Annotated in this window: 23 protein-coding genes; 16 read left to right on the forward strand and 7 right to left on the reverse strand. The window is 45.4% G+C overall.

What is annotated here, in order from left to right; translation table 11 throughout:
- Window positions 1–54: 54 nt before the first annotated feature.
- Window positions 55–1,182: a YheC/YheD family endospore coat-associated protein gene (locus tag AC58UU_RS00600; protein WP_497312046.1), complete on the reverse strand. Its 1,128-nt coding sequence runs from the start codon at window positions 1,180–1,182 to the stop codon at window positions 55–57.
- A 9-nt stretch (window positions 1,183–1,191) separates the two neighbouring features.
- Window positions 1,192–2,568, reverse strand: a complete 1,377-nt coding sequence (locus tag AC58UU_RS00605; RefSeq protein WP_497312048.1) for a YheC/YheD family endospore coat-associated protein — start codon at window positions 2,566–2,568, stop codon at window positions 1,192–1,194.
- A gap of 172 nt (window positions 2,569–2,740) precedes the next feature.
- Here AC58UU_RS00605 and AC58UU_RS00610 point away from each other — a divergent pair, with 172 nt between their 5' ends.
- The 5 genes from AC58UU_RS00610 to AC58UU_RS00630 all read left to right on the forward strand — a co-directional run bounded on the left by AC58UU_RS00610 (window position 2,741) and on the right by AC58UU_RS00630 (window position 7,594).
- A complete protein-coding gene (locus tag AC58UU_RS00610; protein WP_497312050.1) occupies window positions 2,741–3,073 on the forward strand; it encodes a YlbF family regulator in 333 nt (110 codons plus the stop codon).
- Between the two features lie 198 nt (window positions 3,074–3,271).
- Window positions 3,272–4,327, forward strand: coding sequence for an acyltransferase (locus AC58UU_RS00615; protein ID WP_497312051.1), 1,056 nt, complete (start codon window positions 3,272–3,274; stop codon window positions 4,325–4,327).
- Between the two features lie 248 nt (window positions 4,328–4,575).
- Window positions 4,576–5,304: an oxygen-insensitive NADPH nitroreductase gene (gene nfsA / locus AC58UU_RS00620; protein ID WP_497312053.1), complete on the forward strand. Its 729-nt coding sequence runs from the start codon at window positions 4,576–4,578 to the stop codon at window positions 5,302–5,304.
- A gap of 495 nt (window positions 5,305–5,799) precedes the next feature.
- Window positions 5,800–6,087: a hypothetical protein gene (locus AC58UU_RS00625; protein ID WP_497312055.1), complete on the forward strand. Its 288-nt coding sequence runs from the start codon at window positions 5,800–5,802 to the stop codon at window positions 6,085–6,087.
- Between the two features lie 178 nt (window positions 6,088–6,265).
- Window positions 6,266–7,594 carry a DRTGG domain-containing protein gene (locus tag AC58UU_RS00630; RefSeq protein WP_056834429.1) on the forward strand — a complete coding sequence of 443 codons (1,329 nt, stop codon included), beginning with the start codon at window positions 6,266–6,268 and terminating at the stop codon, window positions 7,592–7,594.
- Here the strand turns inward: AC58UU_RS00630 and AC58UU_RS00635 are convergent.
- The 3 genes from AC58UU_RS00635 to AC58UU_RS00645 all read right to left on the reverse strand — a co-directional run bounded on the left by AC58UU_RS00635 (window position 7,591) and on the right by AC58UU_RS00645 (window position 8,798).
- Window positions 7,591–7,884 carry a YtpI family protein gene (locus AC58UU_RS00635; protein WP_261302100.1) on the reverse strand — a complete coding sequence of 98 codons (294 nt, stop codon included), beginning with the start codon at window positions 7,882–7,884 and terminating at the stop codon, window positions 7,591–7,593. The genes AC58UU_RS00630 and AC58UU_RS00635 overlap by 4 nt on opposite strands.
- A gap of 93 nt (window positions 7,885–7,977) precedes the next feature.
- Window positions 7,978–8,469 carry a sporulation membrane protein YtrI gene (locus tag AC58UU_RS00640; RefSeq protein WP_497312057.1) on the reverse strand — a complete coding sequence of 164 codons (492 nt, stop codon included), beginning with the start codon at window positions 8,467–8,469 and terminating at the stop codon, window positions 7,978–7,980.
- Complete coding sequence (locus AC58UU_RS00645; RefSeq protein WP_307439973.1) at window positions 8,466–8,798, reverse strand: YtrH family sporulation protein; 333 nt, start codon at window positions 8,796–8,798, stop codon at window positions 8,466–8,468. The genes AC58UU_RS00640 and AC58UU_RS00645 overlap by 4 nt, the downstream gene beginning before the upstream one ends.
- Before the next feature lie 124 nt (window positions 8,799–8,922).
- Here AC58UU_RS00645 and AC58UU_RS00650 point away from each other — a divergent pair, with 124 nt between their 5' ends.
- From AC58UU_RS00650 to AC58UU_RS00685, 8 genes are all read left to right on the forward strand, one after another.
- On the forward strand, window positions 8,923–12,552 hold the full coding sequence (locus AC58UU_RS00650; protein WP_497312060.1) for a DNA polymerase III subunit alpha: 3,630 nt from the start codon (window positions 8,923–8,925) through the stop codon (window positions 12,550–12,552).
- A gap of 71 nt (window positions 12,553–12,623) precedes the next feature.
- Window positions 12,624–13,124 carry a phosphatidylglycerophosphatase A family protein gene (locus AC58UU_RS00655; protein ID WP_171642927.1) on the forward strand — a complete coding sequence of 167 codons (501 nt, stop codon included), beginning with the start codon at window positions 12,624–12,626 and terminating at the stop codon, window positions 13,122–13,124.
- Window positions 13,125–13,298: 174 nt separating this feature from the next.
- Window positions 13,299–13,487 (forward strand): hypothetical protein, encoded by a 189-nt coding sequence (locus AC58UU_RS00660; RefSeq protein WP_028554922.1) that lies wholly within the window; start codon window positions 13,299–13,301, stop codon window positions 13,485–13,487.
- A 67-nt stretch (window positions 13,488–13,554) separates the two neighbouring features.
- The gene (gene accD, locus AC58UU_RS00665) at window positions 13,555–14,421 is read left to right on the forward strand and encodes an acetyl-CoA carboxylase, carboxyltransferase subunit beta (protein ID WP_497312062.1); all 867 of its coding nucleotides are present in this window, start codon (window positions 13,555–13,557) and stop codon (window positions 14,419–14,421) included.
- Complete coding sequence (locus AC58UU_RS00670; protein ID WP_497312064.1) at window positions 14,411–15,385, forward strand: acetyl-CoA carboxylase carboxyltransferase subunit alpha; 975 nt, start codon at window positions 14,411–14,413, stop codon at window positions 15,383–15,385. The genes accD and AC58UU_RS00670 overlap by 11 nt, the downstream gene beginning before the upstream one ends.
- Window positions 15,378–17,132 (forward strand): pyruvate kinase, encoded by a 1,755-nt coding sequence (pyk, locus tag AC58UU_RS00675; protein ID WP_497312066.1) that lies wholly within the window; start codon window positions 15,378–15,380, stop codon window positions 17,130–17,132. The genes AC58UU_RS00670 and pyk overlap by 8 nt, the downstream gene beginning before the upstream one ends.
- A 560-nt stretch (window positions 17,133–17,692) precedes the next feature.
- Window positions 17,693–18,157, forward strand: coding sequence for an acyl-CoA thioesterase (locus AC58UU_RS00680; protein ID WP_497312068.1), 465 nt, complete (start codon window positions 17,693–17,695; stop codon window positions 18,155–18,157).
- 14 nt (window positions 18,158–18,171) lie between these two features.
- On the forward strand, window positions 18,172–18,567 hold the full coding sequence (locus tag AC58UU_RS00685) for an FxsA family protein (protein WP_497312070.1): 396 nt from the start codon (window positions 18,172–18,174) through the stop codon (window positions 18,565–18,567).
- A gap of 24 nt (window positions 18,568–18,591) precedes the next feature.
- Here the strand turns inward: AC58UU_RS00685 and ytvI are convergent, their stop codons facing one another.
- The gene (ytvI, locus tag AC58UU_RS00690; protein ID WP_497312072.1) at window positions 18,592–19,728 is read right to left on the reverse strand and encodes a sporulation integral membrane protein YtvI; all 1,137 of its coding nucleotides are present in this window, start codon (window positions 19,726–19,728) and stop codon (window positions 18,592–18,594) included.
- Between the two features lie 192 nt (window positions 19,729–19,920).
- Here ytvI and AC58UU_RS00695 point away from each other — a divergent pair, with 192 nt between their 5' ends.
- Window positions 19,921–22,062 (forward strand): RNA degradosome polyphosphate kinase, encoded by a 2,142-nt coding sequence (locus AC58UU_RS00695; protein WP_497312074.1) that lies wholly within the window; start codon window positions 19,921–19,923, stop codon window positions 22,060–22,062.
- Here the strand turns inward: AC58UU_RS00695 and AC58UU_RS00700 are convergent.
- On the reverse strand, window positions 22,028–23,563 hold the full coding sequence (locus tag AC58UU_RS00700; protein WP_497312076.1) for a Ppx/GppA phosphatase family protein: 1,536 nt from the start codon (window positions 23,561–23,563) through the stop codon (window positions 22,028–22,030). The two genes, AC58UU_RS00695 and AC58UU_RS00700, sit on opposite strands and share 35 nt — an antisense overlap.
- Window positions 23,564–23,865: 302 nt before the next feature.
- Between AC58UU_RS00700 and citZ the strand changes: the two genes are divergently transcribed.
- Window positions 23,866–24,978, forward strand: a complete 1,113-nt coding sequence (citZ, locus tag AC58UU_RS00705; RefSeq protein ID WP_497312078.1) for a citrate synthase — start codon at window positions 23,866–23,868, stop codon at window positions 24,976–24,978.
- A gap of 344 nt (window positions 24,979–25,322) precedes the next feature.
- On the forward strand, window positions 25,323–26,621 hold the full coding sequence (gene icd / locus AC58UU_RS00710; RefSeq protein WP_171642904.1) for an NADP-dependent isocitrate dehydrogenase: 1,299 nt from the start codon (window positions 25,323–25,325) through the stop codon (window positions 26,619–26,621).
- Window positions 26,622–26,662 lie beyond the last annotated feature (41 nt).

The following is a 26,662-nucleotide window of genomic DNA, read 5'->3' on the forward strand; positions in this document are numbered from 1 at the left end:
AAACAGGCAGATATGACAATCTGCCTACTTGGGCACATACCAGCAAAGCCAAGCTTAACTCAGCTTTTTGTGGAGTAAGAATCCAGCATAATGTATAGGGTTTGCAATGGATTTCGTGCGTGCTTTCTCGTTACGCATTCGTGCGAATATCGTCCTGCCCGGCTTCGAGTTCACTTCAAGAATCCACACGTGGCCACAGGTATCAATCCCTAGATCAATACCAAGCTCAGCCAGTCGCCCGTGATGAGCTTCCAGAAAAGGGGGAATTCGGCTTGAAAGCATGGCGAGTGTGGCTATAAGCTCATTTGCCTTCGAGTTACCAAACTCCTTGGTAAGGAACGAGGTCACATCTTCAGCAGTTCCTCCGCCATGTAGATTGGAGGTGATGCTTCCAGGTTTGCCAATACGTACCGCCATACCAGTACTTTCCCATAACCCACGGCCGTTTTTTTGCACGAGGGAGCGCACATCGTATGCCATACCCTCAGTTGAATGGAGAGTTAGGTATTCTTGTATCAGATAGGGTCGCATACCAATCAGGTTGCGAAGCCAAAACCAGCACGAATCAAAGTCTTTAAAATCACGCTCTATGGGGTGATTATGGGCGTCGCGCCCTTTTATATGAAAAGAGTTGTTATCGTCCAATGTGCTTATTTTGTGAATGTGCAATGCACCTCTGCCTTGGCTACCACCCTGTGGTTTGAGGAAAACGTCGCTTCTTGTACGAAGCCATTTTCTCAGCGCGGCGCCACTTGTCAGCATGCTCGTTTGAGGTAAGTAGAGGTGCAAAGCGCTGTCTTTCTGTAGGATCTGACCCACTTCCCACTTTCCGCTTAAACCATAACCGAGAAAACGAATATGGGGTTTCGCACGCAGCTTGCCAACATGGTAACGGTACTGCCTATAGCTGTGTTTACTGCTAAAGAAGCATCGATCATAGATAAGTGAAGGCAGAGGGAAAAGTTTCATGACCCACTCTTGAGTTTCACTCAGATAGGTATAACCTCTCACCATTTCTTGCTTCCAATCGATACGATTCGGTGAGAACACGAACACGTCGAGACCCTCGTTATCTCCATAAGAAGTGAGATGCTCATAAAAATCTGAACTTGCAAAAGGCAGCTTTCGATTCTGTTCCGTCACCATTATCCCTAGCAAGGGACGAGTTGCGCTTAACCGCATGTTTTCACCTCAGAACTTCGCTAAAAAACGCGCATACTGCACGATTTGTTTCACAGACGGTCTAATTTTCCGTTCATTGTTAAGAGGAGTATTATCATCCTTGGACGGTTTGGAGTTCACTTCGAGCAACCAAACTTTCCCCATTTTATCTACAGCAAGGTCGATTCCTAGCTCTCCAAAATGATTGGGGATTTGTGTTTCGATCCCTTTGGCGATGTCTAGAGAAGCCTTGCGCAAACGTCCCAAGACTGAGACACGTGTAGCTGACGAGAACGAAGACTTAGCAAGTGCTCCAGGCACGGTTGTAAGGCTGCCGCCACGAGCCAGGTTAGAGACAAAATGCTGCGTTCCTGCAATTCGGCCAACAATCGACGTTATTGCCCATTGCCCTTGGGCTCCCCGCTGTACAAGCGCTCGGAAATCAACAGGGTTACCGTCGGAAGTAATGAGATCGAGTCCTTGTTGTAATTGATAACGTTGTGTCTTGAGCTTGCCGGATAAGGCCTGGAACACAGCGGTTAGCGAGGAGAAAGATTGTTTGCGAGCCCCAGCGAGGTTCGTAAAATGACAGGTAAAGCCATCTCCTGCTTCTTTGCGAATGCGAATGATCCCTTTACCTAAACTTCCGGTAATCGGTTTAAGGAATAAGACCGGATGACGTGCGGCCATGGATTTCAACATCTGATAGTTTTTAAAGAGATAGGATTCGGGTAAATATCCATGGAGGGTGATATCTTTGCGCAAGGCCTCAAATACTTCCGTTTTGTTCAAATATTTCTCATTAAAGATGTCAGTGGCATGGCGAGCTTTGACGTCTTTCATGAATTGTTGAACATTGGTCATGTTTTCGTATTTGCGCGAAGTAAGACGATTATAGATGACATTGGGAATCGGAAACGTTTTTTTGCTCCAGGAACCATTGGAATACGAATACGCGGATAGAGTTTGGGCATTGGCACGCATTTCATCAGGCGGAAAAAAGCAAACAATAGCCCCAAAAAGATCACACGCGTCCGTCATTTCTTTACAAAAAGCGGTGATAGCACCGAATGGACGATCATCTGAGCTATCATAAACCCTGCTAATCATTACGCCAATTAAGGGTCCGATCGACAAGGTGCTTGCGTTTTGCCTATAATGGAGATTGAGTTGAGCTCCATGATGAAGACCGATTTTGGAAGCGAGAGCAGGGTTTACACGTAAACTTTTCGACGTTGAGGCGGTGACAATTTTGACATCCTGCTTAGCAGAGCCAAATCGCATAGTAATCGTTTGATTGGACGGAACTTTCCATTTTTTTGCAATGGCTTCACTTAGAACAATGGTCCGATCATCCAAATAGATGCTGGTGCCTTGAATGGATATTCCAACTTTCGTCCGGGTCAATAGCGAACACTCCTTCCAGCATCAAAAATGGCATTGCTGCTTAAGCAAAGTAAACTACTCCATCATATGAGGACATATTTCCCTTGGTGCCTAGGCATCTGTCCGAAAGTGCCCTTTTATTCGTTGAGAAAGTACTTAGGCCGTAACAAATGAAAAATGAGGAGGCAATAAAATGAATGTACATGATAAGGCTTACGAATTGGCAAAAGCAATTAAGGAAAGCAGCGAATACAAGGATATGAAGGAGTTCCGCTCCATCATTAACGGCGATGCATCCAGTAAGAGCATGTTGGAAGATTTCCGCAATCGTCAAAATGAGCTGCAGCAGAAAATGGCAGGGGGCGACATGCCGCCGCAAGAGGATATGGAACAATTGCAGAAACTATATGAGGAGCTCGCTCTCAATCCACGTATTAACCAATTATTCGACGCGGAGCGTCGATTGTCGATCGTGCTGGAAGATGTGCAGCGGATAATTGCTGAGCCGTTAAAAGCAATGTTGTAATAAAAAAGAGTGTATGCTCGTAGAGAAGTCTAGTCATCTAGTCGTCTAGAAGTCTAGAAGTCTACTCCTGGGCTACACTCTTTTTTGTGTAGACAAACTAAGGTAGGGATACCTTTTTGCAAGGCTCGTTGTTGCGAAATATCTCGAAACTGTCTATAGTAAAAGGGTATTTATTAGGAAAAGAGGACTTGAAACCGTATGGCAAAAGCAAAAATCACGGAGCTTGATATCGTTAGAGCCTTCTCCATCCTTGCAGTCGTTCTGATTCATGTTACCGCGGACTGGACAGTGGATCCGGCTTTGAAGGGGAGCAGCACAGAGCTAATCATTTTATTTTTGAACAAAATAAGCTATTTCGCTGTTCCGCTGTTTATTTTTCTGAGTGGCATTGTATTATTCTACATATATACGGATAATTGGAGCGCGAAACAGGCTGGTGTTTTCTACTGGAAACGTGTCCGGCAAGTGTTAGTTCCTTATATCGTTTGGTCCTTCTTCTACTATATATATAATCCTTGGCTTTGGACGCCGGGGCACCCCATTAAATTGGATCTGGGTGTTTTTCTGGAACAGTTAAAATGGGCAGATTCCGGTTATCACTTGTATTTCATGATAATTATCGTACAGTTCTACCTACTGTTTCCGCTGCTAGTGTGGGCTGTTAGAAATGCGCCATGGTTTCGCCGTACGCTGGCACTTTGGGGACTAGCCATTCAAGCGGGCGTTTACATTTACAGCCACTGGTTCGGTACGATTAGTCATAAACCAGAGCTTTGCATAACGTACTTCGGGTATTTCCTTGTGGGCGGTGCAATTGGCATGAACTACGGTGCCTTTCGCTCTTGGATGGATCGGAACAAGGTTTGGGTGCTGCCAACTGCATTCCTCAGTGGTTTGGCCTATGTGATGCTTTACCTATTGGGACTAAAAGGATATAAGTTTGAAAATACGTGGTACGAAATCTTATGGCTGCTCTATAGTATTGGCATTGGTGTAAGCTTTATCTGGATCGCGAAATGGCTTCTCCAAAAATCAACGAGAGTGGCACGCTTCTTCGTCTCGCTAGGCTCGATGTCATTTGGTGTCTACTTGATGCATCCAGCGTTGTTATCACTATGGAAATATAAAGTAAATATGCCTGGCTCGATTTTGCTTTTTAACGTGTATAATGGGATCGTTTTTGTGCTGATTGTTGCGATACCGTGGGTACTTACGCTGTTATATAGAAAAGTGAGAAAAGTCTTGTCGATATAAAGGTAAAAAAGACCCAGTTGGTTGGGTCTTTTTTTATTAACTTCACAGTTGCCCGATTGCTACGAAATATTCCTGATAACTTTCAGAGTGTTTGAAAACTCCAATCGGGTATCGGATAATTACAGAGACGGATTGTATGACAGTCTGGTACAGTGATGTCGAGGTTGCTTAGATCATGACAGTTTGTCGACCATATCGGTGGAGACTTTCTAAATAAATTCTACATATAGAAGAAAGGTTGTTGAAGGATGAACGAAATCATTTCTTTATTGCAAAATCATCGCTCAATTCGTAAGTTTACGAATGAGCAAGTAAGCTCGGAACAACTGGATGCTATTCTGACAGCCGCTCAAGCGGCTTCTACATCCAGTAATATGCAAGCGTATAGTGTTATCCGCGTTACGGATGAAGGGCTGAAGAACCAGCTTGCTGCGCTAGCCGGCAATCAAGCGTATGTCAGCGAGTGTCCGCTGTTCCTTGTGTGGTGCGCGGATTTGCACCGCTACGCACAGGCTGTCCACCGTCACGGGGACACCCCGGTTACTGGCAACGCTGAGAATTTCATCGTTGCCACGGTAGATGCTGCATTAGCTGCGCAAAATGCAGCGATTGCCGCCGAATCTCTCGGACTCGGCGTGGTGTATATTGGCGGGCTGCGCAATAAGCCCGCTGAGGTGTCTCAGCTGCTGGGCTTGCCGCAGCTGGTGTACCCGGTCTTCGGCATGTGCATCGGCATGCCGGATCAAGAGCCGCTGCAGCGGCCGCGGCTCCCGCGAGAAGCCGTATACCATGAGAATCGGTATACGGATAACGAAGGAGCGGTCGACGTGTACGACGAGAGCATCCGCGACTATATGAAGGTTCGATCGGGCGGCAAAGTCGATACGACCTGGTCCAAGGATATGGCCGCCAAAGCGCAGCGGCCGCGAGAGCACATGAAACCCTTCCTAAGCTCACAGGGTTTCGAGGTTGAGTAAGCGAGACCATCGATTCATTCGCTTGCTCTACATTGATTTGTCTTAAATCGAGATCAAACGTCTTATAGGCAGAATTTAGGTTGCTGGATGAATGAATTCATATTCGCTGTTGAATGATGTTGTAGTAAGTGCAACAATTTATGCCTAAATCTCGCCTTGCTCCCTTCATTGTTGCATAATGTACAACAATTTGGCCCAATATAGACCATTTCGCAACAAAAGTGCTCAAAATGTTGTACGAAATGCAACTTCAAGTTGCAAAATAGCCTATTGGCGTGTGAATTGTTGTAAAAAATACAACATTGGTAACAACGATAGCCCATCTGCCCTCACGAAAGCTGAATGACGCTAAAATCGTATGGAGTTATGAATACCAGTTGTGAATCAATCGACAGTCTCTAAGCCTTTATCTTTCGCTTTGAACATATAAAAAGAACTTGTCTCATACAATGAAAATAGGATGAGACAGGTTCTTTTTTATCTAAAGCGAAAGGAGTGATCATTTTGAAAGGTTTTAAAAATGTTGTCTACATGAGCTTAACGTTAGGCATGCTATTTTACTCCATTCCCCAACTGGAGTTTCGAGAAGTAGGGTCGCTGCCTATGGTGTTCAGCGTCATCTGGGTCGTGATGGCCCTACTTGTGACAGCCTCTCATTTGCATCAAATACTTGGTGTGGATGAAGAGAAACGCAAAGAGCTGAGCCGCATCAATCGGATGAAGAAATGGCAGTTGGAGCAGCTTGTTCAAGGTCGCCGGAAACTTCTGCAGTTTCGCAAGTAACGAAGAAAGATTTCCATTTTGACAACGAACGTATGTTTGTTATAATACAAATAAAGTATCCAATCCAATAGGGTTGGATTTTTTATTTAGAAAAAGCTGATTTCATTGTTCTTGCGCTTTGGAACGATTATACTAGTAGTACAGAGTAATACAGGAACAAGCGAATGAGGTGTAACAGTTGGATACACAATCCGTGGATACGTTAACGAAACATGAACAAATTTTGCGCTACATTGAAAGTTTGAAGCTGGGTAGCCGGATCTCCGTTCGCAAAATTGCCAAGAACATGGAAGTCAGTGAAGGAACGGCTTACCGAGCTATTAAAGAGGCCGAGAATCAGGGTCTCGTCTCGACCAAAGAGCGAATCGGAACCGTAAGAGTCGAGAAAAAACTGCGGCAGAACATTGATAAGCTCACATTTGCTGAAGTCGTGAACATGGTCGATGGGCAAGTGCTCGGCGGCTCACGGGGACTCCACAAGACGCTGCACAAGTTTGTTATCGGCGCGATGGAACAAGATGCCATGATGCGCTACATTGAGGCAGGCAGCCTTCTTATCGTTGGTAACCGCAACCGTGCCCATATCTGTGCTTTGGAACAAGGCGCAGGTGTGCTCATTACGGGGGGATTTAACACCAGTACAGAGGTGAAAGTCCTTGCAGATGAACTGGAGCTACCCATTATTTCGAGCAGCTACGATACATTTACAGTTGCTTCAATGATTAATAGAGCCATATACGATCGATTGATCAAGAAGAAGATTATGCTTGTCGAGGACATCCTGGCATCAGGTGCTTCCCTATATGCCCTTAAGGCTAATAGTACACTGAAGGACTGGCAGCGAATGTCGGAGGATACAGGGTACAGCCGTTTTCCTGTCGTTGACGAGTGGAACCGAATTATCGGTGTTGTGACCTCGAAGGATATGGTGGGGGCTAATTCTTTACAAACGGTAGATAAACTGATGACGCGCAGTCCGCTTACTGTAACGCCTCAAACTTCGGTAGCATCAGCGGCCCACATGATGGTGTGGGAAGGCATTGAACTGCTGCCAGTCGTGGATACAAACCGCAAAATACTTGGCGTGCTTAATCGCAGCGATGTGCTGAAAGCCATGCAGTATATTCAGAAGCAGCCGCAGAATGGTGAAACGTTCGAGGATTTAATCTGGTCTGGGCTGGAAGAAGTCAGGGATGAGAAGGGGACACTGCAGTTTCATGGCGTTATCACCCCACAGATGACGAATCATTTGGGGACGGTATCGGAAGGTGTTCTTACAACACTGATGACCCAAGCAGCCTATCGCATCGTGCAGGAACATAAGAAGGGGGATCTCGTCATGGACAATATGTCGACCTATTTCTTAAAACCGCTGCAAATTGACTCCAAAATAGAAATACGACCCACCATCATTGAGGTGAGTCGTAAGTTTGGCAAAATTGATGTAGAAATTTATCATGCTGGGACTTTGGTTTCCAAAGCAATGCTAACCGCTCAAGTCATTTAACGCAGCATGCGATCGAAGTGCCCGTGATTGCGAATGCCGGCGAATAAGTTGAACAGACCTAGCAAGACTAGCACGGTGCCGAAGATACGGCGAAAGCTAGATTCACTAAAAAAGAAGATTTGGGTGATGGCAATCAGAACGAGCATCAAACCCATGCAAATATTCATACGGGCCGAGTAGAGACCCCGTTTGGCGGGTTCCTTTTCACGGCGCGCCCGAAAGCTGAAATACACGGATAAGGCAAGCAACAGGCAAATAAGAGAGAATAAAGTGATTTGAATCGCGAACATGTGGTTAATCCGTCCTTTAAGCAAGTTTACTGTTAACTTTAGCGATTTTAGGAGAAGATTGCAATCACATCTCGCTTAAATCTTGCCAAGTCCTCATGTTCGTTTTTCCTGAGCTGTAATCCATACAGTCAATTCAGTCTGAATTAACACGATCGATTTCACTTCAACGATATATTTTTTATCATGCAGAATGTAAGTCTTTTGGGTGATCAATTTCTCATAGAGAGGCTGAGCATCTTTTACGTAAGTAGCTTTTTGACCGATCACGAGCTTGAGCTCGCTTTTAATATCGCTCTCAATTTCTTTCTGAATATCTTCACTAATGAGTTCTTCCTGATTTTTCGGAACTAAATGTACGTTGACGACATTAATTAAGGATTGCTTATTTTTTGTCTTATTTAAGTTTTCAATATCGGCACGCAAATCACGATTTTCTTGCAAATATTTATGCATCTCTACATATAGCTGTGTGTAGTTATACTGATGAATGCTCATATAGACCGCGCTCCCAATGATCGCTCCCGAAAGCATCAGTCCTAAGCTCGAAAGCAGACGTTGATATCGGGCAAAAGGAGGGATCCTCAAGGCTGATTGCCCCCTTTGCAGATCATTTGAATAAGTGAAGTGCCCATCTGCGCTCCTATAAAAGCAACAATAATCAGAACGATTTGCTTAATAGCGGGATTCAAATGCCCTATAGCTACATGGCTTTCAATATAGCGTATCGGATCAATCGTGCCGCCAACAGCAGCTACCATGGCCCAGATTTTAATGTTTTCTGAAATGGTCAGCATTTTTTCCGTCGGTGATTGAAGCGTGAGCACGGCTGCTATTCCACTTAACATGCTGCCTCCAAATACGACCCCGAATGCAATACAGAAATACACGATAATATTTGCCCAAAAGACATACATGTCCTTATCGCTTCCTTTCCAGCTAAGTTAAAGAGGACAAACTCTCTATACTTAATGTATGGGAATGCCTAGCACCAATATGATAAAATATAAGGAATAAAATGAAAGAAGGGAGGACATGCTGATGAGTTCGTTTGTACACTTGCATGTTCATAGTGAATACAGTTTATTAGACGGTGCGGCACGTATGGAGGAGCTTGTTTCACAAGCAGCTAATCTTGGCATGACCTCTCTGGCATTGACAGATCACGGTGTCATGTACGGGGCCATTGCCTTCTACAAAGCCTGCAAACAGCGAGGCATTAAACCAATTATTGGTTGTGAAGTCTATTTCACAGCGGGATCTATTCGTGATAAAGGGACTAGACAGGAACAGCCGATCTATCACCTCATCCTGCTTGCCAAAAATTTTCAAGGCTATCAAAATTTAATGAAGCTCTGTTCAATCGGACATTTACAGGGCTTTCACTATAAACCGCGTATCGATTTGGAACATTTAGCCAAGCATTCAGAGGGACTTATTTGTCTGAGCTCCTGTTTAGGCAGCGAGGTTTCTCAGCATTTGCTTCATAATCGTCATGATGAAGCCAAAAAAGCGGCGGAGCGCTATCGTGATATTTTCGGCGACGACTTCTTTCTGGAAATTCAAGATCATGGGATGATTGAGCAGAAAAAAGTGATGATCTCGATGATCGAGTTGAGCAAAGAAACCGGAATACCGCTTATTGCCACGAATGATGTGCACTATGTGACTGAACCAGATCACGTGATGCAGGACATTCTCATTTGTATTGGAACTGGCAAAACGGTGGAGGATACAGATCGGCTTAAGATGGGGACGAGTCAGATGTATTTGAAAAGCGAGGAGGAGATGAGACGTTTATTCGTCCATGTACCCGAAGCGCTTACGAATACGAGCGTTGTAGCTTTACGCTGTGAACTCGAACTGGAGTTCGGTAAATCTATTTTGCCTAGCTTTCGTCCGATTCCAGAGCACCTCACAGCTGGTGAATATTTGCGAGAGCTCTGTGTGCAGGGGCTGGAGCAGCGTTATTCTGCTAAAGCTGAGTGGCATATCGCGGATTCACCGCTGCGGAAACAAGCAGAAGAACGTCTAGCGTATGAGCTCAGCGTCATTGAGAAAATGGGTTTTTCCGATTACTTCTTGATCGTATGGGATTTTATTCGCTTTGCGCACGAAAAGAGTATCATGACCGGGCCGGGTAGGGGATCTTCTGCCGGAAGTCTAGTTGCGTATGTACTGCGCATTACGAATGTGGATCCACTTAAATATAAGCTGCTGTTTGAACGTTTTCTTAACCCAGAGCGGATTACGATGCCGGATATTGATATCGATTTTAGCGATGAACGCCGGGATGAAGTGATTGACTACGTGGTTACCAAATATGGGCACGAGCATGTCGCGCAAATTATTACCTTCGGAACGATGGCTGCCAAAGCCGCGGTTAGGGACGTTGGACGCGTATTAAATGTGCCCTATGGGGATGTTGACCGTGCGGCCAAGGCGATTCCGAATCAATTAGGCATGACCTTATCGGAAGCACTGCAGGTTAGCTCAGATTTAAAAGGGCTGGTTGCAAGACAGCCGAAGACGGCAGAATTGCTTGAAATGGCGATGCGTGTTGAAGGAATGCCGCGCCATGCCTCAACGCATGCTGCAGGGGTTGTCATTTCCAGAGAGCCGCTGACACAGTATGTCCCTCTCCAGGAAGGCACGGCTCAGACAGCTCTTACTCAGTATACGATGGAGCATTTGGAGGCCATCGGACTGTTGAAAATGGATTTTCTCGGCTTGCGGACGCTGTCTATTATAGAACGAACGGTTGATTGGATTGCACAGATGGAAAATGTGCGACTCAACTTTGATATGCTGGACATGGATGAGGATGCCGTGACCTACGGTATGCTTAGCAAGGGAGAAACGACGGGTGTCTTCCAACTGGAGTCTTCTGGTGTGCGCAAGGTGTTGAAGGATTTGAAGCCCTCTGTGTTTGAAGATATTATTTCCGTTGTGGCCTTGTACCGTCCAGGTCCGATGGAGTTTATACCGAAGTACATTTATGGGAAGCACGGACAGGTGGAGGTCGTTTATCCGCACCCCACGTTAGAACCTATCCTTCGGGATACGTACGGCATTATCGTCTACCAAGAGCAAATTATGCAAATTGCCTCTTCAATGGCAGGTTTCAGCTTAGGCGAAGCAGATTTGTTAAGACGAGCGGTATCCAAGAAGAAGCGGGAAGTGCTGGATGAAGAACGGGCACATTTCGTTTCGGGCAGCTTGCGTCAAGGTTTTAACGCCGATGAGGCTAATCATGTGTATGATATGATCGTGCGTTTTGCTGATTATGGTTTCCCGCGGGCGCATGCAACAGCTTATGGGGTGCTGGCCTTCCAAACGGCTTATTTAAAAGCGCACTATCCGATTTATTTTATGGCCTCTATGTTAACGGCGGTTATGGGGAATCATCGGAAGGTAGCCGAATATGTGGATGAATGCCGGCGGGTGAAATTGGCTGTGCTGCCGCCTGATGTCAATGGAAGTGGAACGGTATTTACACCGGATCCAGTGGCCGGGGCGATCCGCTTCGGACTTGCTGCGATCAAAAATGTAGGCACTCAAGCAATCGATGCTATTCTTAATGAACGGAAAAAGTCACAGTTCGAGAGCTTGCTTGATTTCTGCAGACGTGTTGATTTACGTGTATGTAATAAGCGAGTAATTGAATCGCTCATTCAAGGTGGAGCCTTTGACACTCTAGGCGGGCATCGCGCTCAGCTAATGGCTATTCTCGATGAAACCATCGCCTCCGCAACCAAATGGCGCAAGGAACGGGATGATCTGCAGCTTCACCTCTTCGGCTTCGTTGAAGAACCGAACTGGGAGGTGGAAGTTCCGAACATACCTCCGATGCCGCAGAGCAAACAATTGGAGCTCGAGAAGGAACTTCTCGGCATGTATATATCGGGACATCCGCTTGATGCCTATGCGGAGCAGTTGGGTGAGATGGAGGCGGTTATGCTTCATCAGCTAGCCGAGCTGCCAGATAACAGCGAGGTTCTTGTAGCGGGGATGATCCTCTCGAATAAGACGATCGTCACGAAGAAAGGGCAGCCCATGGCGTTCATGGAGCTGGAGGATCGCATCGATAAAGTCGAGGTGGTGTTATTCCCCGAGACCTGGAAGAATGCGGCTCCGCTCGTGCAGAAGGGCAGACTCGTCCTCGTCCGGGCGAAGCTGCAGCTTCAGGACGAGGACCCGCCCAAGCTGCTCGCGGAGCAGCTTGTCGCGCTGGACGACCCTGCGGGCGTCCAGCGGCTTCGCCGGCAGCCAGGGGCGCATAGGCGATCAGCTGACGCAGTCAGCGATCGGCCTGCGCGCGCGGCTGCCATCTCAGGCGGCGCACGCAGCGCCGCCGCTGTCACACAGGCGGCCCCTGCGGCGGGCCGCCTGGAGTCTCGCGCTACGGCGCAGCCTGCGCGCACTCACGCTGCGGAGCCGAAGGCGCAGCGGGTGTTCGTCAAGATCTCGGCTGACTGTGAGCAGCCGGATAAGCTGCTGCAGCTGAAGGCGCTGCTCAAGCTGCATAAGGGTGGGCTCGCGGTTGCGCTTTTCTACGAAAGCAGCAACAAGCTCTTGGCCCTGAGCGACCAATATTTGGTCGATCCTTCGAAGGATTTGTTCCGTATGATTGAGACCATCATGGGTAAAGATTCGGTCAGAGTGAAATAAAGATAGCATCCTCAGCATATGAATAGGAACCCGGCATTTCAGGGGCTTAATACATGCGTAGGAGGAGACTTATGACCGAACAACATATGATCCAGTTGCTGCAAAGGCGTGGTGTAACGGTAGAGCAAATCTCTGAAATTGTGTTCAAACTGCAAAAGCCCTATAATGATCAACTTTCGCAAGAAGTGTGTATCGAGAGCGTGCTGGCTGTTCTCGCCAAGCGGGAAGTGCAGTATACACTTTATACGGGCATTGCTCTTGATGAATTGGCAGAGAAAAAGCTGTTGCCCGAGCCTTTGCAATCGATTCTTGAAGCGGATGAACCTCTGTTCGGCGTCGATGAAACTCTGGCCCTAGGCATTGTTCATGTATATGGTATGATTGGCTTAACTAGCTTTGGCTATTTAGATAAAGAAAAGATGGGTATTATCCGAACATTGAATGATGATAAAAGTTCTGTGCATGTTTTTCTGGATGATTTGATCTGTGGTTTAGCGGCTGCCGCTTCTGCCAGAATCGCTCATCAGAATGAGCATGCGCCTGATTATAGCAGTAAATTACGTCTGGACTAGCTCAAATAGTTCAGACTTCACTTTTTTTCATGAACGTGCTCTGTTGCGGGAAAAAGAGAAATTATGATATCATTATTCCATTGTGTGCGCCTATGCTTATGTAGGATGTTAATTATCATCGTTGCTAACTTGCCCTAATCCATGTAGTTGCACGTCATAGGAGGTTTTTTTTTCATGTGGACGGTGATATACATAGCTCCTACCGCGAAGATTGCAGAGCGGATTAAACAGAGGCTGACGGAAGAAGGATTTCTCGTACAAGTTCGGGGTATCTCCTTATCCAAAAATCAGTTCGAAATCGTCGTACCAGAAGGCGAATTAGAGGAAGTACAGGAAGTGCTCAATTCTATTTTACATAGATAATGAAAAGTAGAAGTAAGTAACGTGGCTTGTCAGAAGTTCAAGATAATAGCCAAGTAGAGGTGGAAATGTGCTAAAGGATTTATTTCAAAAGCGTAAATATGCAACGATTCCTTCCGAGAAAACAAAACGGGAAATTCCCGAAGGTTTAATGAATAAATGCCCGAAATGCGGTACGATCCAAACGAGCAAAGAGCTTGAGAAAAATCTAAAAGTCTGTACAGCTTGTGGCTATCATTATCGATTAAGCGCATTGGAACGTATCCAATTAACGCTCGATGAAGGTGAGTTTTTGGAATACGACGCAGATATGATCTCCGAGGATCCTCTGGAGTTCCCTGATTACGTAGAGAAATTGGATAAAGCGAAGAGCACAACGAAATTACAAGATGCAATTATGACCGGGGAAGGTACGATTGGTGGCTATCCGGTTATTGTTGCGGCTATGAGTTTTGACTTCATGGGTGGATCACTAGGCTCCGTTGTTGGGGAGAAAATAACCAGAGCGATCGAAGCTGCCATTCAAAAGAAAGTTCCAATTATCATTTACTCCACATCAGGTGGAGCTCGTATGCAAGAAAGCATTCTAAGCTTGATGCAAATGGCGAAGACAAGCGCTGCTTTGTCCAAGCTCGGCGCGGAAGGCGGATTGTTTATTTCTATTATTACAGATCCGACTTTCGGCGGTGTATCTGCGAGTTTTGCTATGTTAGGCGATATTATTATTGCTGAACCGGCTGCGCCATTTGGATTTACGGGGCGTCGTGTTATTGAACAAACAATTAAACAGAAGCTGCCCGACAATTTCCAGACATCTGAGTTCAATCTCGAGCATGGTCAGCTCGACAAGGTCGTAAGCCGTAAGGATATGCGTCCTACGTTAATCAAGCTGTTAGACATGCACGGAGTGAAGGGGGAGGCGACTTATGGCGGGTGAAATGCCGTTTGAACAGCCGCTGGCGGAACTAAAGAAGAAGATTGCGGAACTGCGTACTTTTGGCGCTGAGAAGCAAATTGATTTTTCAGAGGAAATCCGTCGTTTGGAAGAAAGATATGTTGAACTCGAAGATGAGCTTTATGCGAATATGTCTTCTGCGGAGAAAATGCAGTTGGCTCGCCATCCGCAAAGGCCGACAACGATTGATTATATTGGAACCATTTTCACGGATTTCATAGAGTTTCATGGCGATCGCCTTTATGGGGATGACCTTGCGATTGTAGGTGGACTAGCCAAGTTGAACGGCATTCCGGTCACGGTTGTCGGTCATCAAAAAGGGAAAGATACGAAGGACAATATTGCTCGGAACTTCGGTTGTCCACATCCGGAAGGATTCCGTAAAGCGCTGCGTTTGATGCGTCAAGCGGACAAGTTTAGACGACCTATTGTAACGTTTATTGATACCAAGGGGGCATTCCCTGGGAATGCTGCAGAAGAGCGCGGCCAAGGAGAAGCGATTGCCAGAAATTTACTGGAAATGGCCTCTTTTCGTGTGCCGATCATCTGTATTGTTATTGGGGAAGGCGGCAGTGGTGGCGCACTCGGCTTAGGTGTAGGTAATAAGGTCTTAATGTTGGAGAATGCTATCTATTCGGTTATTAGTCCCGAAGGCGCGGCTTCCATCTTATATAAAGATGCTTCCAAAGCTTTACACGCAGCAGAAGCAATGAAAATTACTGCGGATCATATCTTGGAGCTTAAGGTGATCGACGGTATTATTCCAGAGCCTAAAGGTGGCGCACACCGAGATTTAGCAGCACAAGCAGAATTGATCAAAACAGCTATCTGGGAACAGCTTCAGCATTTGCTAAGTATGAACGAACAGGAGCTGCTCGAGGACCGTTACCGCAAATTTAGAGAGATCGGCCGGTTCACATTCACTCAGGAGGGAAACCATGCGTAAAACGAAAATTGTCTGTACCATTGGACCTGCAAGCGAATCACAAGAGAATTTGAAAAAACTTCTAGAAGCGGGAATGAATGTTGCCCGTCTTAACTTCTCCCACGGAGATTTTGAGGAGCACGGCGCACGTATCCGCAACCTTCGCGCTGCATCCGCTGAGACAGGCAAAGTAGCAGCTATTTTGCTTGATACCAAAGGACCGGAAATTCGTACGGGAAAATTGAAAGAAGAGCCGATTGAGCTTGTTCAGGACAAGCACATCATTTTAACAACAGAAGAAATCTTGGGCGATGCAGATCGTATCTCAGTTACCTATGCGAATCTGCCGCGTGACGTTGCTGTTGGATCTACTATTCTAATCGATGATGGTCTAATTGGCCTTTCGGTTGTTGATATTCGTGGAACCGAAATCGAGTGCCGCATTGTCAATGGCGGAACGATTAAAAGCAAAAAAGGCGTTAACGTGCCAGGTGTGAAAATCAGTCTTCCAGGTATCACGGAAAAGGATGCCAACGATATCGTCTTCGGTATCGAGCAAGGCGTAGATTTCATCGCGGCTTCTTTCGTTCGTAAAGCAAGTGACGTTATGGAAATTCGTGAATTGTTGGAAAGACACAATGCTTCACACATCCAAATCATTAGTAAAATCGAAAACCAAGAGGGCGTTGACAACTTAGACGAAATCCTTGAAGTATCCGATGGTCTGATGGTTGCTCGTGGGGATCTTGGGGTTGAAATTCCAGCTGAAGATGTTCCGGTTGTTCAAAAACAAATGATCAAAAAATGTAACATCGTAGGTAAGCCAGTTATTACAGCAACGATGATGCTAGACTCCATGCAGCGTAACCCGCGTCCAACGCGTGCAGAAGCAAGTGACGTAGCCAATGCGGTGTTCGACGGAACGGATGCTGTGATGTTGTCCGGTGAAACAGCTGCTGGTAAATATCCAGTTGAGTCCGTGCAAACGATGGCTCGTATCGCTGAGCGTGCGGAAGCAGCATTGGAATATAAAGAAATTTTCCTTCGTCAAGCGCAAGCGCAACAAGTTACTGTAACAGAAGCGATTTCTCAAGCGGTAGCTAACTCAGCTTTGGAGCTGGGTGCGAAAGCGATTTTAACGGCTACGGAAAGTGGATATACAGCTAGAATGGTATCCAAATACCGTCCGAAATCACCAATCATTGCCGTTACGCCTAGCGAGCATGTCATTCGCCGTTTATCCCTTGTATGGGGTGTTATTCCGGTGATGGGCGTGCAAGCGAAAACGACGGACGAGCTGTTTAACCTTGCGGTAGAAAGCAGCATCAAAACAGGTATCGTGTCTCTAGGCGATATCGTTGTCATTACCGCAGGTGTACCTGTTGGACGCTCCGGAACAACGAACTTGATCAAGGTTCATCACGTAGGTGAGATGATTGCCAAAGGAACGGGTATCGGCATGCAAACAGCAACGGGTATCGTTGTAACGGCTCGTACACCAGAAGAAGCGAATGCGAAAATGGTAGACGGTGCTGTACTTGTAACGGTATCGACGGACAAAGAATATATGCCAGCTGTACAAAGAGCATCAGCGTTGATTACAGAAGTTGGCGGAATCACTTCCCATGCGGCAGTAGTCGCTTTAAGCCTTGGGATTCCAGTAATTGTAGGCGTTGAGAACGCAGTGGAATTAATCAAAGACGGCACAGAAGTTTCGATCTATCCAGAAGTTGGCGTTATCTACTCTGGTCAAGCGAGCGTTCTGTAAGTTTAGCAAAGAGTGAAGCGAGATTTGTCTCGGCTTCACTCTTTTTTATTTTATTAACTACGGTTGTTTACGCATTCATACCCGCCCCGAAGGTAGCATACGAACTCATTCCCCAAAGCAAACGGAACGAGAGTACCTTATTTAATGTAAAATCACGTTTTCAGATGTTTAACGGAACGAGAGGGCGCTATTTCATCAAAATGCAGGGGAAAAGACTCGATTTTACTGAAATAGCGTCACGTAGTTCCGCTTCATCCCTCCAAAAGACTGAATTTAGTGAAATAAGGTTTCTGGGTTCCCCTAAGCGACAAAAATGTCGTCAATGTACTTAACAAATCATAGCTAAGAGATCATAAAGAGAGAATGCAGGACCTAGCATCCGCTCTAACCAAGTGCATAGACCCCATCTAGTAGGACTTAGGTATTCCTTCCAATCTGTGTATACACGCATCGCTATGTATCACTACGCATCACTATGCATTACTCCTCAGCACTACCCATCCCTAGCCCTAGCTGTGCTATAATTGTTCTAAGACTTGTTACTGGAGGCGTACATCATCATGACTCAGGAGCGCTGGCATCAGCATCAGTTTCGTGTGAGATATGAAGAAACAGATCAAATGGGGGTTGTGTACCATGCCAACTATTTGACGTGGTTCGAGATTGGGCGGACCGAACTTATCAGGGAGCTTGGATACCCATACCGGCGTATTGAGGAGAAGGGGCTATTGCTGCCGCTTGTTGAAGCCGAGATTAAGTTCAAGAAGCCTGCTCGTTATGATGACTTGGTATGCGTGAACACGCGAGTGATTGAGATGAGCAGTGTTCGGCTCCATTTTGCCTATGAAATCCGTAAAGTTTCGGAAGAAATGATGGCTCTAACCGCAGATTCTGCTGCACAACCTACCGGGGAACTACTTGTAACGGGAGCAACTCATCACGTTTGGGTGAATCCTTCTTGGAAGCCAATACGCATAGAAAAGGAAGCGCCAGAATTATGGCAGTTGTTAGCTAAGTATTCATAAAAGGGGCTGAGCTTATGTTTCGTATCATTCTTGCTATTCTTATTCTAGTACCTGCCATAGAAATTACGCTTCTGATCACACTGGGGCATTATATAGGCGGCTGGACGACATTCGCGCTTATTCTTATAAGCGGCTTCTTAGGTGCTTATTTCGCCAAGCGGGAAGGACGCAAAGTGTTGGAGTATGCCAAGTTTGAGTGGTCTCAAGGCCAACTGCCTGCACAGCATTTATTAGATGGAATCTGTATTTTCATCGGAGGCATTTTACTAATTACACCGGGATTCATTACGGATATTTTTGGATTTCTACTTGTTTTTCCTTACACGAGACCGATCTTCAAGGTCATGCTGCTTGCATTGATTCAAAAGCAAATCGGCAGAGGCCGAATCAATATCATAAAGCGTAGATAAAGAACAAAGGCTCGGTCACCCCGTCTATTTGGGAGGAACCGAGCCTTTTTGTATGTAAGCTGCCATATCATGAAAGATTCTTGCGCGATAGAACGCAGCGACCAGAATGAGAGTCACAGGACCCACAATAAGCCCGAGGAGTCCGAATAGTTTCAATCCAACGAACATGGCGATTAACGTAGCCAGAGGGTCTAATCCGACTGAGGAGGCGAGCACCTTTGGTTCCATGATCTGTCTGGCAATCACTATGACGCCATAAAGCACACTGAGGCCGATTCCGAGAAAAAAATCTCCTTGCGCAAAGAAAACATACAAAATCCAAGGAACCATGACCGCACCTGTCCCCAAATAAGGCATCAGGTCTGCTAAGCCTGTTAGTAAACCGATGGTTATGGCATAGTCAACGCGCAAGACCAGCAAGCCAATGATGACCACAAGAGCGGTTAGCGAAACAAGAATCAGTTGGGCGCGCATGTAGCCGAACAGTGCTTTTTGCAAATCGGTCCGAATCAATTGGGTGGTCTTCACAATCATGTCGGAGAAGATCCCTTTATACCGTTTGATAAGCTGATACCAATCTTTACTAATGAAAAAGGTGGCCAACATAACAATAATGGTTATGGTTGCGATATTTGGCAAAGAAGTTAGAAATCTTTTCAGCGTGTCAAAAACATAGCCAATAATGAACTTACTCACGTCTGCAATGGAGCCTGCTGTCGAAGATAAATTGTTGTTGACAGTTTCTTGATATTTTGGGTTATTTTCAAAAAACTGATTAATACGTTCAATCCAATTCTGGAAAGAAGTTGAATTAATGAAAACATTGAATTGCTCCACCCATAGGTTGATCTGAATCTGCAAGGTATCCGCAAGTGAACCTAATTCTACCACTATATTGGCAACTAGTAAGGTTATGGCCGTAACCATGGCACCTATAAATAACAACATGGATAAGGTCACAGCAAGCCAGCGGGGCAATTTCACCTTGAATTGAAAGAAGTTCACAAGGGGATTAAGCATAAGAGCTAGAATCCAGCCGAAAATAAATGGGTAAATCAGTGGGATAACATAGTAGAAAGCGAGTCCGATTAGAACAATAATTAGTGCCACCCAAATGCCCCTGAAAATCTGGTGAACTAAACGTGGATTCAGGATACCCATGGTCTTTTTCTCTCCTTGTTTCAAGTCTTTTCATTGTAACATGATCTTGGATAAATACGGAAATAACATCACCTTTACAAAATCTTCATATATTAAAAAAGGGGATTCTGCATTGTCGGTGTAGAGCACGCATAGTACAATGAAGATAAATGGCACAGATAGAAAACATAAGAAAATATAAGTGGAGGCTTTATGAGTATTGCGCGCGAACCTGATTTGAAAGAAGTTAAAGAGCTCAAAGAAGTCAAAGAAGTCAAGGAAGTCAAAGAGATTTCGACCAAGTACTTAAACCGGGATTTAAGCTGGATCGAGTTCAATTGGCGTGTACTGGAGGAAGCTCAAGATGCGAGCACACCGCTGCTTGAGCGTGTGAAATTTCTGTCCATCGTATCCAGCAATCTTGATGAGTTCATGAGTGTTCGTGTCGCAGGACTGAAGGATCAAATCAAGGCTGGGTATACCAAGAAAGACTTCACTGGCTACACCCCTGCCGGCCTTATTAAACGAATTATGAAGCGCACTGCCAAAATGGTAACAGAGCAGTACAAAACGTATCGTGAAGTAACGAGACTGCTAACCAAAGAAGGCATTGTGTTTACGGAATTTGAAGATTTGAATACGACACAGAAAAAAGCCATGGATGCTTATTATCATGATATTATTTTTCCCGTATTAACGCCGATGGCCGTGGATCAAAGTCGTCCATTTCCACTTGTACATAATCAATCCGTCTATTTAGCCGTCTTACTTGTGCGAGAAGGGGATGATCCGGATGATGAGCCTTATTTTGCCATCGTTCAAGTACCGAGCAATTTATCCCGTTATATTCCTGTGCCAACACGGCCAAATAGTAAAAAAACAGAATTTATTCTTATAGAAGAATTGATCGAGCATCATATAGAATCGCTTTTTAGTGGATACATTCCGATTTCCGTTCACGGGTTCAGGGTGACTCGAAACGCTGATTTAACGCTCAATGAAGAAGGGGCGGAAGATCTGCTTGAGGAGATCGAGAAGGAGCTTAGACGCAGGCGCTGGGGCTCTCCTGTTCGACTTGAAGTACAAGAAGGCATTCATCCTTATGCGCTTGCACAGCTTCAGGAAGAGTTCGAGATTGAAGAACAAATTTTTGAAATTGACGGTCCGCTGGACATCACGTATTTCATGAAGCTGGCCGGTACGTTGAATGGCTTTGAAAATCTTCGCTATCCGCGTATTGCTGCCAAATATCCCATAGAATTTGAGGATACGACCGACTTCTTCGAGGTTCTAAAGCAAAAGGATGTATTGGTACATCATCCCTATGAAACGTTCGACGCAGTAACAGACTTCATCATCCATGCAGCCTACGATCCGAAAGTGCTCGCGATCAAAATGACACTGTATAGAGCGAGTGGAAACTCGCCGATTATTCAAGCGTTAGCCAGAGCCGCGGAGTCCGGGAAGCAGGTCACGGTAGTTGTTGAGCTGAAAGCCAGATTCGACGAAGAGCGAAATATTGCATGGGCAAGAATGCTTGAAAAGTCAGGCTGTCATGTGGTTTATGGACTTGTTGGGCTCAAAACACATGCCAAGATCACACTCGTCGTGAGACAAGAAGAGCAGACTCTCCGCAGATATGTTCATGTTGGAACAGGTAATTATAACGACAGCACAGCCCGTCTTTACACAGATGTAGGGCTATTCACTGCAAACAGTGTGATTGGAGAGGATGCTTCCGCACTTTTCAATGAAATTACTGGCTACTCCGCGCCTCATGATTGGCAGTCGTTCGCTGTGGCTCCTACGGATTTGAAGGATAAGCTATTCGAGCTTATCGAACGTGAAGCTGAGCACGCTAGAGCAGGCAGACCAGCCCGAATTATTGCAAAAATGAACTCATTATCCAATCAAGAGATGGTAGATGCCTTGTATGCAGCGTCGCAAGCAGGTGTGAAGATCGAATTAATTATTCGCGGCGTATGCTGCTTGCGTCCAGGGGTGCCTGGGATTAGCGAGAATATTACGGTTCGGAGTATTGTAGATCGTTTCTTAGAGCATTCCCGCATTTATTATTTCGAAAATGGCGGACTAGTTGATGTATATTTATCTTCGGCTGACTGGATGACACGTAATTTGACACGTCGTATTGAGCTGATGTGTCCGGTTCTTGACCCTGAAATGAAGAAAGTGATGATTCAAATTCTGAATGTCACCCTGCATGATAACGTCAAAGCAAGAGAACTGATGCCCAACGGGATGTACAGTCGCATAAAAAATGAACTGACCCCTTATCGGAGCCAGTTCGAGGCGATGAAAATTACTTCTTGGAAAAAACTCCGGCTTGGGTCTTAAGCTTCAGCCCCCATATTTTTTCGAATTCTTTGCTGATAGCCGCGAGTTCCTTAAGCTCCATAATTGGGTTGTGGATACATAACAGCTTGAGAGTTAAGGTCGATTCGGTTTGCGTTATTTGCAGCTCTTGAACAGGCTGCGTCTCACTGTGATCCAAAGCCATTGCTAATTTAAGCAGCGTACCTAACTTTACAATTAATGCCGCGTCGGATTCCATCAATAGGTCCTTGTAAGTAAGGACTTGTTGGTGGGTCCGGCTTTTTGTTTTGTAAGTAGCAATGAAAGAGCAAATAACAATTTCTCGATGGCTGAGACCGTCGATATGTGCCCCAGTCATCATGTATTGTGTATGTTTGAGGTAATGGTAATAATGGACGCTGGCTCCAATTCGATGTAAGAGGGCAGCGGTATGCAAGTATTTTTGGCTTCGATCTTCTGATTCGGGCGGAACAGTGAGCGTATGATAAAGCTGCATGGCGAAATTATCTACATGAGAGACATGTTTCACAGCAGCGTTCGGATGGAGCAAAAGCAAATTATGGATACTTGCTTCAAGAACATCCTCTTTGATTGGGTGCTTAGGATCGAATGTTTCGTAGAAGAGGCCATCACGAAGTCCTGATCCGCTGATAATGCATGCTGACGAACCTGCTGCTTCGAATATGGTGTCCATAATGATCAGTCCTGGAACCATAATATCTGCGCGCTCTTTGGAGAGACCATCTACTTTTTTTCGTTTTTCCAATGGCATGGAGGATAACAATAGGAGGAAATCACGAAGCTCTCCAGGCTTCAACGTGTAATTGTGGGCAAGCTGAAGCGTGTATTTGCTGCGCTTTTGGCTTATTTTCCCAAGGGTTCGAATCGTTCCGCCTAGACCAATCATAGGTAAATTGGGAGAACTGGCAATCCAAGGATGAGCCAAAATCGCATCTTCAACCATCCGACGTATATCACCCATTTCCTGCTCGGTTAGATTCGCATTTTTCATAAATTGGCGTGTGGTGTTCACCGCACCGAATGGAAAGGAAACGCTTTGCAGTAATTTCCGGTTACGAAGCAATGTGACTTCCGTGCTCCCTCCGCCAATATCAATGATCAAGCCGTCACGAATATCGATAGTATTGATTACGCCTAAATAGCCATATCGAGCTTCCTCTGTCCCGCTCAGTACTTCAATATGAAGTCCGGTCTGTTCCTGGAGAATTCGCACAATTTCAGCTGAATTGGCTGCGTTACGTATGGCTGCCGTTGCTACGGCCCTTATTGTCTGAACCTCATGAACTTTGCATAGCAGAGCGTAGTGAGATAGAATTGGGACTATAGAAATAATGTCTTTGCTATGTAAAATGCCATCGGAACCGATGCGTTCACTAAGTCTAGCGGAATCCTTATGCTCACTGACTACACGGTATGCCCCATGGGCATTAATTTCGTAGATAACAAGTCGAATCGAGTTGGATCCGATATCAATGATGCCGATACTTGATCTGCTGCTCATGTATTTGCTCCTTTTTCAGAGAAAAATCACTTTTACTTTGCCTACATTGTATCAATCTCAACACGACTCGACAAACTTTTCCTCCTAGGGTGCATAATTCGGAGGAATTAACAAAAACTTGTATCGTGTGTTTTGAAGAAATGGCTCAAAAAAACAGTGACGATTTCCGCCAAAAAGATTCTTTATGATAGTGATAATGAAGTTTTATGTCTGCTTTTGTTCACTTATTAAACAAAATACTTTATTATTAAGTTAGGAAAAAAGCAATTTTTTGCTAATAGAGTAGCTAAGGAGAGATTCCCATGTCTGCAACCAAAGGTTTAGAAGGAATTGTAGCCACGACCTCGTCGATCAGCTCCATTGTAGATGGTGTGCTAACGTATCGCGGGATTGATATTGATGACCTCGCAGAAAATGCGACATTTGAAGAAGTTATTTATTTGCTTTGGTTCGGCAAATTGCCTAACCAAACTGAGCTTGAGAAACTGCAAAGCGACCTGAACGCTTACAGCAAGGTGCCTGATGCGGTTATCAACCAGATCAAAGCATTCCCTAAAGATGTTAATTCCATGGCTGCTCTTCGTACAGCAGTATCGGCTCTTGCACTTTATGATGAAGAAGCGAACGATTTGAGCCCTGAATCCAATGTGCGTAAAGCGATCAAGCTACAAGCACAAATTCCTGGCATTATCGCAGCTTTCGCTCGTATCCGTGAAGGTAAAGAACCTTTAGCTTCACCAGGATATGCTTCTGTTGCTGCTAACTTCTTGTACCAACTAACCGGTAACGAGCCAGATAAAATCGCTATCGAAGCTTTGGACAAAGCATTAGTTTTACACGCTGACCATGAGCTGAATGCTTCCACATTCGCTGCACGCGTTACTGTTGCAACATTAACAGACATCTACTCCGGTATTACTTCAGCGATCGGCACGCTCAAAGGACCTCTTCACGGCGGTGCGAACGAAGCTGTTATGGCGATGCTGGAAGAAATCGGTACTGTAGAGAACGTTGTTCCTTACATCAACGATAAACTAGAGCGTAAAGACAAAATCATGGGCTTTGGACACCGTGTTTACAAAAACGGAGATCCGCGTGCAAAGCACTTGCAAAAAATGTCCTATGAGCTTGGTAAACTAACTGGCAACCTTAAATGGTACGAAATGTCCATTAAAGCAGACGAATTGGTCACCAGCCTCAAAGGCTTGAAACCAAACGTTGATTTCTACTCAGCATCCGTTTACACAACGTTGGAAATCCCACGTGACCTGTTCACGCCGATCTTCGCGATCAGCCGTACATCCGGTTGGGCTGCCCACATCTTGGAGCAGTACGAAAACAACCGTTTGATCCGTCCTCGCGCTGAGTACACGGGCCCGGTTAACCAAAAATACATTCCAATTAGCTCTCGCTAATTGTCATTTTAACTCCATGTGCGGGAAGTTCGGTACCCGTCCTCGGTTCATCCGGGGGAGTACCGCAACTCCCGTCACTTTTTGTGTGTTTACCTACTTACTTCTACGGTGACGAGTTAAACTTGCTTTAAAATGTGCCTCGTTACACCTAAGTAGCTAAGTAGAGTGCTTGGCAGTGCCTGGAGAAACGTAGTGGCCGCCTTTAGAATCCTGTTCCATACCATATAATAAATTCATTTGGACAGGATGATAACAGCGGTCGGAAAGCATTGCCAAAAGCACGCAACGTAATGCGCCACATGTTCTCACGAATCATTTTAAACAAATCTAAGGAGGAACTAATCATGCCACAATTCGAATCCTACGAACTACCAAAAGAAGGTCAAAAAATCACCATCGAGAATGGTGTTCTGCAAGTACCTAACAACCCAATCATCCCTTACATCGAAGGTGACGGTACAGGTCCTGATATCTGGGCTGCTTCCGTACGCGTTCTGGATGCTGCAGTTGAGAAAGCATACAAAGGCGAGAAAAAAATCGCTTGGTACGAAGTTTTTGCCGGCGAGAAAGCATTTAACAAATACAACAACTGGTTGCCTAACGATACATTAACAGCTATGCGCGAATACATCGTGTCCATCAAAGGACCTTTGACAACGCCAATCGGCGGCGGTATTCGTTCCCTGAACGTTGCACTTCGTCAAGAATTAGATCTTTACGTATGTTCCCGTCCAGTTCGTTACTTCAATGGTGTTCCTTCACCGGTTAAACGTCCTGAGCTGGTTGACATGGTTATTTTCCGTGAAAATACAGAAGATATCTACGCTGGTATTGAGTGGGAAGCTGGTTCCGACGCAGTTAAGAAAGTTATTAAATTCCTTCAAGACGAAATGGGCGTTAACAAAATTCGCTTCCCAGAAACTTCAGGAATCGGCGTTAAGCCAGTATCCTCCGAAGGTACAGAGCGTTTGGTCCGCGCTGCAATTGAGTATGCGATCAAACACGGCCGTAAAACGCTAACTTTGGTACACAAAGGTAACATCATGAAGTTCACAGAAGGCGCGTTCAAAAACTGGGGTTATGAGCTTGCTGAACGTGAATATGCGGACAAAACATTTACATGGGCACAATACGATCGCATTAAAGAAGCAGAAGGCGCTGAGGCAGCTAACAAAGCTCAAAAAGACGCTGAAGCAGCTGGCAAAATCATCGTAAAAGATGCTATCGCTGACATCGCTTTGCAACAAGTATTGACTCGTCCGACTGACTTCGACGTTATCGCAACATTGAACTTGAACGGTGACTACCTGTCTGATGCACTTGCTGCACAAGTTGGCGGTATCGGTATCGCTCCAGGAGCAAACATCAACTACTTGACTGGTCACGCAATCTTCGAAGCTACGCATGGTACAGCTCCTAAATACGCTGGTCTTGACGTAGTTAACCCAGGTTCCGTAATCCTATCTGGCGTTATGCTGCTTGAGCACCTTGGTTGGTTGGAAGCGGCTGACTTGATCTACAAAGGTTTGGAAACATCCATCAATAACAAAACCGTAACTTATGACTTTGCTCGTTTGATGGAAGGCGCGAAAGAAATCAAATGTTCCGAGTTCGCGAACGAAATCATCAAAAACATGGCTTAATTCTTTTGAGAAAAGTTGATCTACTAAAAACTATTAGGAGG

The organism is Paenibacillus sp. JT22N1 (assembly GCF_059692155.1).